The sequence below is a fragment of the Luteibacter jiangsuensis genome, assembly GCF_011742555.1.
In the GTDB taxonomy this organism is placed as follows: domain Bacteria; phylum Pseudomonadota; class Gammaproteobacteria; order Xanthomonadales; family Rhodanobacteraceae; genus Luteibacter; species Luteibacter jiangsuensis.
This window is the reverse complement of sequence record NZ_JAAQQR010000005.1, coordinates 191,074-203,843: the sequence shown is the minus strand read 5'-3', so window position 1 is coordinate 203,843 and position 12,770 is coordinate 191,074. Positions and strand designations below refer to the sequence as shown.

Annotated in this window: 12 protein-coding genes; 8 read left to right on the top strand and 4 right to left on the bottom strand. The window is 66.2% G+C overall.

Features of this window, described 5'->3' with window-relative positions; translation table 11 throughout:
* Window position 1 precedes the first annotated feature (1 nt).
* Complete coding sequence (locus tag HBF26_RS12920; RefSeq protein ID WP_167024375.1) at window positions 2-337, top strand: tRNA-binding protein; 336 nt, start codon at window positions 2-4, stop codon at window positions 335-337.
* On the opposite strand, the gene HBF26_RS12915 is transcribed toward HBF26_RS12920, so the two are convergent.
* The 4 genes from HBF26_RS12915 to HBF26_RS12900 all read right to left on the bottom strand — a co-directional run bounded on the left by HBF26_RS12915 (window position 334) and on the right by HBF26_RS12900 (window position 5,718).
* Window positions 334-1,260 (bottom strand): MBL fold metallo-hydrolase, encoded by a 927-nt coding sequence (locus tag HBF26_RS12915; RefSeq protein WP_167127057.1) that lies wholly within the window; start codon window positions 1,258-1,260, stop codon window positions 334-336. The two genes, HBF26_RS12920 and HBF26_RS12915, sit on opposite strands and share 4 nt — an antisense overlap.
* A 130-nt stretch (window positions 1,261-1,390) precedes the next feature.
* Window positions 1,391-2,599: an acetyl-CoA C-acyltransferase gene (locus HBF26_RS12910; RefSeq protein ID WP_167127054.1), complete on the bottom strand. Its 1,209-nt coding sequence runs from the start codon at window positions 2,597-2,599 to the stop codon at window positions 1,391-1,393.
* A 52-nt stretch (window positions 2,600-2,651) separates the two neighbouring features.
* Complete coding sequence (locus HBF26_RS12905; protein WP_167127051.1) at window positions 2,652-5,021, bottom strand: 3-hydroxyacyl-CoA dehydrogenase/enoyl-CoA hydratase family protein; 2,370 nt, start codon at window positions 5,019-5,021, stop codon at window positions 2,652-2,654.
* Between the two features lie 34 nt (window positions 5,022-5,055).
* Window positions 5,056-5,718, bottom strand: a complete 663-nt coding sequence (locus HBF26_RS12900) for a TetR/AcrR family transcriptional regulator (protein ID WP_167127049.1) — start codon at window positions 5,716-5,718, stop codon at window positions 5,056-5,058.
* A gap of 245 nt (window positions 5,719-5,963) precedes the next feature.
* On the opposite strand from HBF26_RS12900, the gene ndk reads away from it, so the two are divergent.
* The 7 genes from ndk to der all read left to right on the top strand — a co-directional run bounded on the left by ndk (window position 5,964) and on the right by der (window position 12,755).
* Window positions 5,964-6,389 carry a nucleoside-diphosphate kinase gene (gene ndk, locus HBF26_RS12895; protein ID WP_167024392.1) on the top strand — a complete coding sequence of 142 codons (426 nt, stop codon included), beginning with the start codon at window positions 5,964-5,966 and terminating at the stop codon, window positions 6,387-6,389.
* Window positions 6,386-7,522, top strand: a complete 1,137-nt coding sequence (gene rlmN / locus HBF26_RS12890) for a dual-specificity RNA methyltransferase RlmN (protein ID WP_167127349.1) — start codon at window positions 6,386-6,388, stop codon at window positions 7,520-7,522. Before ndk ends, rlmN begins: the two co-directional genes overlap by 4 nt.
* Window positions 7,512-8,282 (top strand): type IV pilus biogenesis/stability protein PilW, encoded by a 771-nt coding sequence (pilW, locus tag HBF26_RS12885; RefSeq protein ID WP_167127046.1) that lies wholly within the window; start codon window positions 7,512-7,514, stop codon window positions 8,280-8,282. The genes rlmN and pilW overlap by 11 nt, the downstream gene beginning before the upstream one ends.
* A gap of 89 nt (window positions 8,283-8,371) precedes the next feature.
* Window positions 8,372-9,337, top strand: coding sequence for a helix-turn-helix domain-containing protein (locus tag HBF26_RS12880; protein WP_167127043.1), 966 nt, complete (start codon window positions 8,372-8,374; stop codon window positions 9,335-9,337).
* A 152-nt stretch (window positions 9,338-9,489) separates the two neighbouring features.
* A complete protein-coding gene (locus HBF26_RS12875; protein ID WP_167127040.1) occupies window positions 9,490-10,140 on the top strand; it encodes a YfgM family protein in 651 nt (216 codons plus the stop codon).
* Window positions 10,137-11,336 carry an outer membrane protein assembly factor BamB gene (bamB, locus tag HBF26_RS12870; protein WP_167127037.1) on the top strand — a complete coding sequence of 400 codons (1,200 nt, stop codon included), beginning with the start codon at window positions 10,137-10,139 and terminating at the stop codon, window positions 11,334-11,336. Before HBF26_RS12875 ends, bamB begins: the two co-directional genes overlap by 4 nt.
* Before the next feature lie 21 nt (window positions 11,337-11,357).
* Window positions 11,358-12,755 (top strand): ribosome biogenesis GTPase Der, encoded by a 1,398-nt coding sequence (gene der, locus HBF26_RS12865; RefSeq protein ID WP_167127034.1) that lies wholly within the window; start codon window positions 11,358-11,360, stop codon window positions 12,753-12,755.
* Window positions 12,756-12,770: the final 15 nt, after the last annotated feature.

The window sequence follows — 12,770 nt, the reverse complement described above, 5'->3', positions numbered from 1 at the left end:
GATGAGCGAAGAAATCAGCTGGGCAGACTTCGAGAAGGTGCAACTGGTGGCGGGCACGATCGTGCGCGCGGAAGCGTTCCCCGAAGCGCGCCGGCCGGCGTACAAGATTTGGGCGGACTTCGGGCCGCACGGCGAGAAGAAGACAAGCGCGCAGGTGGCCGCGATCTACAGCGCGGAAGAACTGGTCGGCAAGCAGATCGTGGGTGTGATCAATTTCCCGGAAAAACAGATCGGCCCCTTCCGCTCGCAATTCCTGCTCACGGGTTTCCATACCGACGAAGGCGTGGTCATCACCACGACGGAGCGGGCGGTGCCGAACGGTAGCCGGCTGGCTTAACGGGAGTTGCGGTCGAGCCAGACGACCACACCCTGGGCATTGAGGCGGATGTCCACCTCCAGCACCTTCACGATCTCGGCGGTGTTCAGCGTTACGCCCTGGCGGTGCGCGCGATCGGCGTAGAGGTCGATGAAATCGAAGGCGATGCGCTGTTCGCGGTCAGGTGCGGATACGTGCCGCTTTCCGATCGCCACCATGGCGTCGATCAGTTCGTGGAGATCGCGCGCCAGCCGCGCCACATCCGTTACCCGACCGTAATGGGTGAGGTACATGGCCTCCGGCTCGTAGCGCATCAGGCGCTCGATGGACGCATGCGCCGCGTCGGGGTCGAACTGCACCGGTGACGTGGTGGGGATGATGAACAGCCCGCCCGGCGAATCGAGTTCGCGATAGGAAAGACCGAACACGTCACCGGTGAAGAACGCGTTGGCGCGTTCATCGTGTATGGCGATGTGGTGACGGGCATGGCCGGGCGTGTCGAGGCAGAGCAGGGCGCGACCCGCCAGGTCGACGACGAACCCGTCGTCTGCTTCGACGACACGGTCTTTCGGCACCGGAACGATGTCGCCGTAGTCCCTCCGCACGATGTCTTCCCCGCCATAGACGGCGGCGGCACCGGCGATCAGGGCGGAGGGGTCGATCATGTGCGGGGCGCCGCGCGGATGCACCGCGAGCTTGGCGTTGGGCAGGTGCCGCATCAGCTGACCGGCACCCGCGGAGTGATCGAGGTGGACATGGGTGAGGATCACCCAGTCGATGTCTTTCGGCTGAAGGCTGGCCGCGGCGATTGCATCGAGGAAGCGAGGCAGCGAATGCGCGGTGCCGCTGTCGACGAAGGCGCCACGGCCTCGTTCGGCGACCAGGTAGGCCGCATCGAAGGAGGGCCGGGCAAAGCCGGTATCGATGGTGTGGATGCCGTGCATGGCCTGAGGTTAACCCCAAATCTTCGCTCTGTGTGGGAGCCGCTTCAGCGGCGATGGGTGCTCGCGGCTAGCGTGCCCGCTGCCGCGGGATCGCCGCTGAAGCGGCTCCCACACGAGTGATCCCGCCTTGTTACAGCGCCTCGAACACGCCGGCGGCGCCCATGCCCGTACCGATGCACATCGTGACCATGCCGTACTTCTGCTTGCGACGGCGCAGACCGTGGATCAGCGTGGCTGCGCGGACGGCGCCGGTGGCACCCAGGGGGTGGCCGAGGGCGATGGCACCGCCCAGCGGATTCACTTTGGCCGGGTCGAGGCCGAGTTCGCGGATCACCGCCAGGGCCTGGGCTGCGAAGGCTTCGTTGAGCTCGATCCAGTCGAGTTGGTCCTGCGTGATGCCCGTCTGCTTCAGCGCCTTCGGAATCGCTTCCTTCGGGCCGATACCCATCACTTCCGGTGCCACACCTGCCACCGAGAAGCCCACGAAACGGGCGAGCGGAGTGAGGCCGTAGTCCTTGATGGCTTTCTCGCTGGCGATCAGCAGGGCGCCGGCGCCGTCGGACATCTGCGAGGAATTGCCCGCCGTCACCGAACCGCCGAACTGGCCGTTACGGAATACCGGACGCAGCTTGCCCAGCACTTCCAGCGAGGTGTCCTGGCGCGGACCTTCGTCGGTGTCGATGATGCGCCGGTCTTCGCGGACGCTGTGGTTCTTCAGGTCCGGATAGCGGTCGTCGAGCTGGAAGGGCGTGATCTCGTCCTTGAACTCGCCCGCGGCGATGGCCGCGATGGCGCGCTGGTGCGACTGCAGTGCGAAGGCGTCCTGGTCTTCGCGGCTCACTTTCCAGCGCTCTGCCACCTTTTCGGCGGTGATGCCCATGCCGAACGCGATGGCGCGGTTCTCGTCGTTCTCGAAGATGGCCGGGTTCATGGCCACCTTGTGGCCCATCATCGGCACCATGCTCATCGACTCGGTACCGCCGGCCAGCATGAGGTCGGCTTCGCCGAGGCGAATGCGGTCGGCGGCCATCGCGATGGCCTGCACGCCCGACGAACAGAAGCGGTTGATGGTGACGCCCGGCACCTGCTCGGGCAGGCCTGCGAGCAACACGCCGATGCGTGCGACGTTCATGCCTTGCTCGGCTTCCGGCATCGCGCAGCCGATGACGGCGTCGGCGATCATGGCCGGGTCGATGCCCGGTGCCTGCTCCAGCACCGCACGGATGACGTGGGCCAGCATGTCGTCGGGACGGGTGTTGCGGAATACGCCGCGCGGCGCCTTGCCTACCGGGGTGCGGGTGGCGGCGACGATGTAGGCGTCTTGCACTTGCTTGCTCATGGAAGTGTTTCCTTTAAGTGGGGAGATGGGCTGCGTCAGAGCGCTGTGCGCGTCAGTTACGCAGCGGTTTCCCCGTCGTCATCGTGTGCGCGATACGGGCCTGGGTCTTTTCGGTCTGCGCCAGTTCCACGAAGTGGCGGCGTTCCAGGGCGAGCAGCCATGCCTCGTCGACCAGCGACCCGCGTTCGATCTTGCCGCCCGACAGCGTGTCGGCGATGCGGCTGGCGATCTCGATATCGTGCGCGGACGCGAAGTAGCCCTCCGCCAGATTCGCGAGCGATGCCTTGAAGGTGGCCGTGGCCGTGTCGCCTGCGGCGGGAATGGCGCGCGCCGGCAGCGGCGGACGGTAACCCGACTCGGCCATGGCCCGCGCCTGCGCCTTCGCCACGTGCAGGAGTTCGTAGCTGTTGAACACCACGATGTCGTCCCTGCGCAGCAGGCCGAGGGATTTGGCCTCGAGCGCGCTGGTGGACACCTTGGCCATCGCGATCGTCTCGAACACCTTCTTCAGGGATTCGAACGGATCTTCCGGGTTGGCCTGGGCTGCACGCACGGCCAGTTCCTTGAGGCCGCCGCCGGCGGGCAGCAGGCCCACGCCGGCCTCGACGAGGCCGATGTAGCTTTCCAGCGCCGCGACGGTGCGCGCCGAATGCATCTGGAATTCGCAGCCGCCACCGAGAGCAAGACCGCGCACCGCGGCTACCACCGGTACCAGCGAGTACTTGATGCGCATGCTGGTGGCCTGGAAGTTCGCGACCATCGCCTCGAACTGCGCAAGCTTGCCTTCCTTCAGCAGGCCCAGAGCGCCCTTGAGATCGGCACCCGCCGAGAAGGGCTCGGACGGCTGCCACAGCACCACGCCGCGGAACTGCTGCTCGGCCAGGCCGATGGCGTGCTGGATGCCGTCGAGCACCTGGTCGTTCACCGTGTGCATCTTGGTCTTGAACGAGATCACGCCGATGTCGTCGCCGGCATGCCACAGGCGCACGCCGTCGTTCTCCCAGACGGTGGTGCCCTTGTCGAACGTCTCGCCCAGGATCGGGTCGGGGAACGCCTGGCGCTGGTACACCGGGTGGCTCGAGCGCGGCTTCTCGACGCCGTCGGCCGCCGAGTACGAACCCGCCTTACCGTGCACACCGCTACGGCCGTCGGTGACCCAGGCCGGCAGCGGTGCGCTGCTCATGGTCTTGCCGGCGGCGATGTCCTCGGCGATCCAGCCGGCAACCTGCTGCCAGCCGGCTGCCTGCCAGAGCTCGAACGGGCCCAGCTTCCACCCGTAACCCCAGCGAATGGCGAAGTCGACGTCGCGCGCGGTATCGGCGATGTCGGCCAGGTGATAAGCGGAATAATGGAAGAGGTCGCGGAACACGGCCCACAGGAATTGCGCCTGCGGATCGGCCGAGGCACGCAGCCTGGCGAACTTCTCGGCCGGGTCCTTGATGGCCAGGATAGCCGAAACTTCATCGGACGCCTTCTGCTCGGACACGCGGTAGTCCTGCTTCTGCAGATCGAGCACCACGATGTCCTTGCCAGCCTTGCGATAGACGCCAGCCCCGGTCTTCTGGCCGAGGGCGCCCTTATCGATCAGGGCTTTCAGCCACGCCGGCGCCTGGAAGTAGGCATGCCAGGGATCGTCGGGAAGGGTGTCCGCCATCGTCTTGACGACGTGGGCCAGCGTGTCGAGGCCGACGACATCCGCCGTGCGGAAGGTGGCGCTCTTCGGGCGGCCGATGGCCGGGCCCGTGAGGGCGTCGACGGTGTCGAAGCCAAGGCCGAACTTCTCGGTGTGGTGCATCGTGGACAGCATGGAGAACACGCCGATGCGGTTGCCGATGAAGTTGGGGGTGTCCTTGGCGTAGACCACGCCCTTGCCGAGCGTGGTGGTGAGGAAGGCTTCGAGGCCCTCGAGCACCGCACGGTCGGTGAGCTTCGTGGGGATCAGCTCCACGAGGTGCATGTAGCGCGGCGGATTGAAGAAGTGCACGCCGGTGAAGCGGTGGCGCATCTCTTCCGGCAGCGCTTCGGCCAGGCCGTTGATCGACAGGCCGGAGGTGTTGCTGGCCAGCACGGCGGTCCTGGACACGTGCGGGGCGATCTTCGTATACAGATCGAGCTTCCAGTCCATCCGTTCGGCGATGGCCTCGATCACCAGGTCGACATCGGCCAGCATGGCCAGGTCTTCTTCATAGTTGGCCGGCACGATCGCGGCGGCCAGGCCTTTTTCGGCCAGCGGTGCCGGTGACAGCTTGGCGAGGTTGGCGATGGCCTTCATGGCGATGCCGCTCTTCGGGCCTTCCTTTGCGGGCAGGTCGAACAGCACGGTTTCCACGTTGGCGTTCGTCAGGTGAGCGGCGATCTGCGCGCCCATGACGCCGGCGCCGAGTACCGCGGCCTTGCGAATGCGTAACGGTGTTGCGGTCATGGTGTTCTCCGATAGCTCAATGATCGTTCCCCGGTCAGCGGGTGACCGGGGAATTGGAAACGGAAGGGTTGCGCAGGCCGGCAGCGGCGAAGCGGATGAGATGTTCCGCGGCGGCTTCGCGGTGGTCGCGCTCGGCGACGTCGCTCTTGCGCTGGATGATGCCGAAGTCGGCCATGGCGTATGTCAGGGCGCCGGTGACGATATCCAGGCGCCAGTAGATCTCTTCCCTGGCCAGGCCGGGCAGCAGGCGCCCGAACTCCGCGGCGAACTGGCGCAACACGTGGCCATAGTTGTCCGAGAGGAAGCGGCGCAGGGTGTCGTTGTGCTCGGCGTAGGCACGTGCCAGCACACGGACGAAGGCGGCCGCGCCGCCGTCCGTTCGCGAGAGGTCGAGCGCCGGGCGGATGTATGCGTCCAGCACGTCCTCGAGCTGGGTCTCGTCCTGATTCGCGATTTTCGCCAGGGCCGCCAGGCGCCGGCTGTTCAGCTCGTCGAGGCGGCGGCGGAACACTTCCTCGATGAGCTTGTCCTTGGAGCCGAAGTGGTAATTCACTGCGGCAAGGTTCACCCGTGCGGCCGCCGTGACCTGACGGAGCGAGGCGCCTGCGAATCCGTGGGTGGCGAAAAGGGCCTCGGCGGCGCCCAGGATCCGCTCTTTCGTGCTGCGTTCGCGGGAGGCGTAGGGTGCGCTCGTCATGTCGGCGGACTCCGCAGGCGGTGGGTTTGAATCAAACGATCGTTTGAGAGTACGCCCGGCTGCCCGGGCCGGTCAATCCGCGACCGCACATGGGCCTGCAACGGGGTTGCGGATCAGCTAGAATCTGTCAAGATTTCGTGTGCTAAGTCAGTCATTCCGGACGGCTTTAGCCGTAAACTGGCATCCGGCGCCCCATAAGGCGCCCATGATCTTCCTTGTCTTATTCCTATTCCCGGAGCACCCGTATGGCGCTGGAGCGCACCCTTTCGATCATCAAGCCCGATGCCGTCAAGAAGAACGTCGTCGGTGAAATCCTTGCCCGCTTCGAAAAGGCCGGCCTCAAGGTCGTGGCCGCGCGCATGGCGCAGCTGAGCCGCGCCGAAGCCGAAGGCTTCTACGCCGTCCACAAGGAGCGCCCGTTCTTCAAGGCGCTGGTCGATTTCATGATTTCGGGCCCCGTCATGATCCAGGTGCTGGAGGGTGAGGGCGCCATCCTGAAGAACCGCGACCTCATGGGTGCCACCAACCCGAAGGAAGCCGCCCCGGGCACGATCCGCGCCGACTTCGCCGAGTCGATCGACGCCAACGCCGTGCACGGTTCCGATGCCCCGGAAACCGCGGCGGTGGAAATCGCCTATTTCTTCCGTACGACGGAAGTCGTTTCCCACTGAGTCATGCCGTGAATACGCCCGCCGAAAAGGTCAATCTGCTCGACTTCGATCGCCAGGGGCTGCGCGATTTCTTCGCCCAGCTCGGCGAGAAGCCGTATCGCGCCGAGCAGGTCATGAAGTGGATCTACCACCGTCTCGAAAGCGATTTCGAGAAGATGACCGATGTCGGCAAGGCGTTGCGCGAAAAACTCAGCGCCAGCTGCTACGTGGGGCCGCCGAAAACCGTGTTCGAGAAGGGCGCGGTCGATGGCACCCACAAGTGGCTGCTGGGCATGGATGGCGGCAACGCCATCGAGACGGTGTACATCCCGGAGCCGACCCGCGGCACGCTGTGCGTGTCATCGCAGGTCGGCTGCGCCCTGAACTGCCAGTTCTGCTCCACGGCTACCCAGGGCTTCTCCCGCAACCTGTCCACGGCCGAGATCATCGGCCAGGTATGGGTCGCGGCCAAACATCTCGGCAATGTGCCGCACCAGCAGCGCCGCATCACCAACGTGGTGATGATGGGCATGGGCGAGCCGTTGCTGAACTTCGACAACGTGGTGAAGGCCATGAGCCTGATGCGCGACGACCTGGGTTTCGGCCTGGCGAGCAAGCGCGTCACGCTGTCCACGGCCGGCCTCGTGCCGATGATCGACCGCCTCTCCGCGGAGAGCGACGTCTCCCTGGCGGTGTCCCTGCACGCCGCCAACGACGAGCTGCGCACGGAACTCGTGCCGCTCAACAAGCGTTATCCGCTGGCGGAGCTGATGGGTGCCTGCGAGCGTTACATCCAGCGCGCGCCGCGCACCTCGATCACCTTCGAATACACCCTCATGAAGGGCGTGAACGACCAGCCCGAGCACGCGCGCCAGCTCATCAAGTTCATGCGCCGTCTCCCGGGGGCGAACAAGGTCAACCTCATTCCGTTCAATCCGTTCCCCGGGGCGCGCTTCGAACGTTCCGGCCAGGACGAGATTCGCGCGTTCCAGACCCAGTTGCTCAATGCGGGCGTGTTGACCATGCTGCGCCGTACCCGGGGCGACGACATCGACGCCGCCTGCGGCCAGTTGAAGGGGCAGGTCGTGGACCGTACTCGCCGTCAGGCGGAGTTCCGCAAGAAACTCGAAGAGGGAGTGGTGAATGCGGCTTGAGCGGTGGGGACTCGTGGCCGCGCTCGCGTTCGCGTGCGCCGGCTGTGTGGGCGGCGGATCGGGCCTCCGGCCTTCGACGGCCGCCGAGGATCGCGCCAAGGGGGCGGAGGTTCACACCGAGCTAGGCCAGCGCTACATGCAGAACGGCGACCTCAAGGGCGCCATGGAAAAACTCCAGAAAGCGCTTGAGTTCGATCCGAAATACGTTCCGGCCCATACGGTTATCGCCGTGCTCTACGAGCGCATCAACGACCCGGTGAACGCCGAACTGCACTATCGCAAGGCCGTGGAATACGACCCGAAGAAGGGCTCGGTGAACAACAACCTCGCCGTTTTCCTGTGCACCCAGCATCGGCCGGCCGAGGCAAAGCCGTACTTCGATCGCGCCCTGGCCGACCCGTTCTACGAAACGCCGGACCTCGCGCTCAGCAATGCGGGCACCTGCCAGCTGCAATCGCAGGATTACGACGCCGCCGAGGGTTATTTCCGCAAGGCGATCGAGCGCAATCCGAATAACGCGGACGCCCTGTATCAGATGGCGCACGTGTTGTACCTTAAGAACGATGCATTCCGGGCGCGTGCCTTCCTGCAACGCTACGAGGCGCTGGGGGCGCCGAGTCCGGATTCGTTGAAGCTCGGTCACGATATCGAGCTACGTCTGGGCAACGGGGAGGGGGCCCAGGACTACGCCAAACGCCTGCGCGAAAGGTTCCCGGATTCGGATCCCGCGCACGCACTCGAAGCCACCGCACGTCAATGACCCCAGTATCTTCGAATTCTTCCGGTCGGGACGGACGCGAACAGGACCTGTTCGCCGGGCTCGAGCCGAACGCACACAGGGAGCATGTCATGGATCCGCAAATCGAGGCCCCTGCCGAAGAGGGCCGCGTGCTGATCGACCACGCAGCGCCCGCAGCCGGCTTTGGTGGCCGGTTGCGCGCCGCGCGCGAGGCTCGCGGCTTCAGCATCGAGGCCTGCGGGCAGGCGTTGCGCCTGCCGACGCGTCTCCTGCGCCAGCTCGAGGCCGGCGAATACGGTGGCATCGATTACCAGGTGTACCTCGCCGGATACCTCACCAAGTACGGCCGCCATGTGGGCGTGGACGAAGAGGCCATCCAGGCCGAACTCGCCCGCCTCACGCCGCGCCAGCCGGAGCTCGTCGTCACCGGCGGCGTCTCCCATTCCCGTTATCTGTTCGAGCGTTACCTCACCGCGGCCACCTATGTGGTGCTGACGGCGGTGATCATCGTGCCGATGGTGTGGCTGGGCGTGCGCGGCACGCTCGACCGCGACATGGCGCGTCTTTCTCCGCTCGACGCCACGCCGGTGGCGCAGCAGGACGCGCCTGCCGCGCCGTCGTCCAGTGCGGGCGACAGCGTTGCCGCCACCGAGGCGAAGCCGGCCGCCGCCAGCGAACCCCGTGTGGAAGACCAGCAGCCCCTCATGGCCTCCATGGCCATGTTCCCGCCGCTCGACCACGCCACGGCCAACAAGGCCCCGCTGGCGTCCGCCGCGCCCACGCCCGACAACGCAGCCGGACGGGGCGCGCACAGCCTCACGCTGAGCCTGCCTTCCGCCAGTTGGGTGGAAGTCACGGCGGCCGACGGTTCGCGCCTGGAGTATGGGATCCTGCCGGCCGGCACGCAGAAGTCGTACCGCAGCGACTCCCAGCTCGATGTCCGCATCGGCAATGCCACCGGTGCCCAGGTGACGATCGACGGGCAGCCGGTGCAGCTGGACTCGTTCCGCCGTGCCAATGTGGCCCGCTTCCGCGTCGACGTTCGCGACGGCAAGGCTTCGCCCACCGCCCTCTGATCCCCGCGGCACGCCGTGCGCACACCGCGCGGCGCCGCCCGCCCGTGCTTTTCGGGTATCCTTGCCTATTGATCCGTGCCGCCATCGCCGATGGCCGGCGCGGGCTCGTTCCCTCCCTTGGATTTGCTGCGCGGAGCGCAGTGGGTGATTGCATGGCATTCGACGTATACGACGACTACGAACAGGGCGAACGCGTCCAGCAGTGGCTGCGCAAGAATGGCGTCTCGATCGCCGTGGGCATCGGCCTGGGCCTGGCGCTGATCTTCGGCTGGCAGCAGTGGAAGTCGCATCGGGCGAACCACGAGCAGGCCGCGGCCGGCGAATATTCGGCGTTGCAGCTTGCCGTGGCCCAGAGCCGCACCAACGAGATCGACATGCGCACCGAAACCCTGCTCAAGGATTACTCGGACACCGCCTGGTCGGTGTTCGCCGCGGGCGAACGTGCGCAGCGCAACCTCCTTGCCGGCCAGTTCGACAAGGCCGCGGGCGACCTGGACTGGGCGAAGGCCCACGCGAAGGACTCCACGCTCAAGGCGCTCGTGTCGTTTCGCGGGGCCCAGCTGAAGTACGCGCAAGGCAAGCCGCAGGAGGCCATTGCCGCCCTGGACGGCATGGACGGCAAGACGTTCGTGGCGCTCTCGCAGGAACTCCGTGGCGACGCGCTGGTCAAGCTGGGTCGTCCCGACGATGCGCGCAAGGCCTACCAGGCCGCCATCGCCGCCATGGGCGACAGCGCACCGCAGCGCGGTGTGGTCCAAACCAAACTCGATGATCTGGCCGTGGCCGGGAAGCAGGGTGCATGAAACGTTTCTGGGCAATCGCGTTGACTTCGTCGCTGGTCGTTCTGGCCGGCTGCCATTCGTTCAAGAAGGAAAACGTCGAACCGCCGACCCCGCTCGACAAGAAGTTCGAGCCGACGCTCAAGGTCGAGCGCGTGTGGAAGTCCAGCATCGGTGACGGTGCCGCCGAATCCGGCGTGCGCATGCGGCCGGTTGTGTCCGATGGCGTGCTCTACGCCGCCAGCACGGACGGGAAGATCGCCGCGTTCGAAGCGTCCACCGGCAAGAAGCTCTGGTCGAAGAGCACCCGCCAGCACGGCTGGTTCGGCTGGGGCGACGCCAAGCGCGAAGACGCCCGCTTCTCCGGCGGTCCCGGCGCATCGGGCGACCTGGTGGCCATCGGCACGCTGGACGGCCACCTGTACGGCATCAACGCGAAGGACGGCGAGCGCCGCTGGGCCACCGAGGTGTCTTCGGAAGTCATCACCGCGCCGGTGATCGTCGGCGACCTCGTGGTCGTCCGCACGAACGACGGCCGCGTCTACGGCATCGACGCCAAGTCCGGCGAGCGCCGCTGGGTATACGACCAGTCGCAGGTGCCGCTGCTCAGCCTGCGCGGCAACGGTCGCCTCCTGGTGGCCAACGGCGTGGTGTTCTTCGGCAGCGATGCCGGCAAGCTCGTGGCGCTGCGCCTCGACAACGGCGAGAAGCTCTGGGAGCAGACGCTCGCCACCGGCGAGGGCCGCACCGAAATCGACCGTCTCTCCGACGCCGACGGCGCGCTGGTCCTCGATGGCACCACCCTCTACGGTGCGGCTTACCACGGCCAGCTGACGGCCATCGACGGTCCCAGCGGCCGCCCGCTGTGGAACCACGCGCTGTCCACCTTCACCTCGCTCGACGTGCACGGCAATGCCGTGTTCGGCGTGGACGACGTTTCCGAGGTGGTTGCCTACGACAAGTCCGGCGGCGCCAACATCTGGAAGCAGGGCGCCCTGAAGTATCGCTGGCTCACGGGCCCGGCGGTGCAGGGCAACTATGTGGTCGTGGGCGATCTCGACGGCCACATCCACTGGCTCGACAGCAGCGACGGCAAGATCGTGGCTCGCGAGCGACTGTCCAAGAAAGCCATTCGTGCCCAGCCCCTCGTGGTGGGCGATACCGTCTACGTCGAGGATGTCGAGGGCCATATCGGCGCCTACCGCATCCCGGCGAACTGATCCAAGGAATGATGTACCCCCATGTTGCCCGTCGTCGCCCTGGTCGGCCGCCCCAACGTCGGTAAGTCGACCCTCTTCAACGCGTTGACGCGCAGCAGGGACGCCCTCGTCGCCGACATGCCCGGCGTCACCCGCGACAGACACTATGGTGTCTGTCGTCTCGGTCCGCGGCCTTTCGTGGTCGTGGATACCGGCGGTCTGTCGGGAAGCGACGAAGGTATCGAAGGTCTCACTGCCCAGCAGGTTCGCGCCGCCATTTCGGAAGCGAACCTGCTTGTCTTCGTGGTCGACGCGCGCGAGGGCATCCTGCCGCTCGACGCATCGATCCTCACGGAGCTTCGCCGCAGCGGCAAGCCGATCATCGTCGTGGTCAACAAGACCGACGGCGTGGACGAGCTGGTCGCGATGGGTGAGTTCGCCTCGTTCGGCATCGCCGAGACCCTGCCGATGTCGGCGGCGCACAGCCGCGGCGTCGACACGCTGGTGGCCAAGGCGCTGCCGCACCTCCCGGACGACCGCGACGACGATCCGGCCCTGGAAGACCAGGGCATTCGCGTGGCGATCGTGGGCCGACCGAACGCGGGCAAGTCCACGCTCATCAATCGCTTGCTGGGTGAAGACCGCCTTATCGTGTCCGATCTCGCCGGCACCACCCGCGATCCGATCCGGGTGCCGCTTGAGCGCGACGGCCGCCGCTACACGCTGGTGGACACCGCCGGGGTGCGCCGCCGCTCGCGCGTCGAAGAGGCAGTGGAGAAGTTCAGCGTCATCAAGACGTTGCAATCCATTGCTGCGTCGCAGGTAACGATCGTGATGATCGATGCGCGAGAGAATCTGGCTGACCAGGACCTCACGCTCATCGGTCACGCCATCGAGGAAGGCCGGGCGCTCGTCATTGCCGTGAACAAGTGGGACGGCATGGACAGCTACCAGCGCGAGCAGACCCAGAAGGCCCTCGAGCGACGCCTGCAGTTCGCCGACTGGGCGAAGACGGTTTTCATCTCCGCGCTGCACGGTTCGGGTCTCCGCGAACTGATGAAGGCGGTGATCCGCGCACATGCGGCGGCCACGAAGGAACTGTCCTCCAGCGAGCTCACGCGCACGCTGGAGAAGGCCTACGAGGCCTACCAGCCGCCGCTGGTGCGTGGCCACGCGCCGAAGCTGCGCTACGCGCATCCGGGCGGCTCGAACCCGCCCACCATCGTCATCCATGGCAGCCGTACCAAGCACATCGCGCCGGCGTATCGTCGCTACCTGGAGGGTTTCTTCCGGAAGCGCTTCCGCCTGGAAGGCACGCCGGTGCGCATCGATTTCCGCGATGGCGAGAATCCTTTCGCCGGCCGCAAGAACGTGCTTACGGAAGGCCAGCAGCGCCGTCGCCAGCGCATGATCCGCAACGCGAAGCGGCGCGAGAAGTAAGTCGGAGAATTCCGG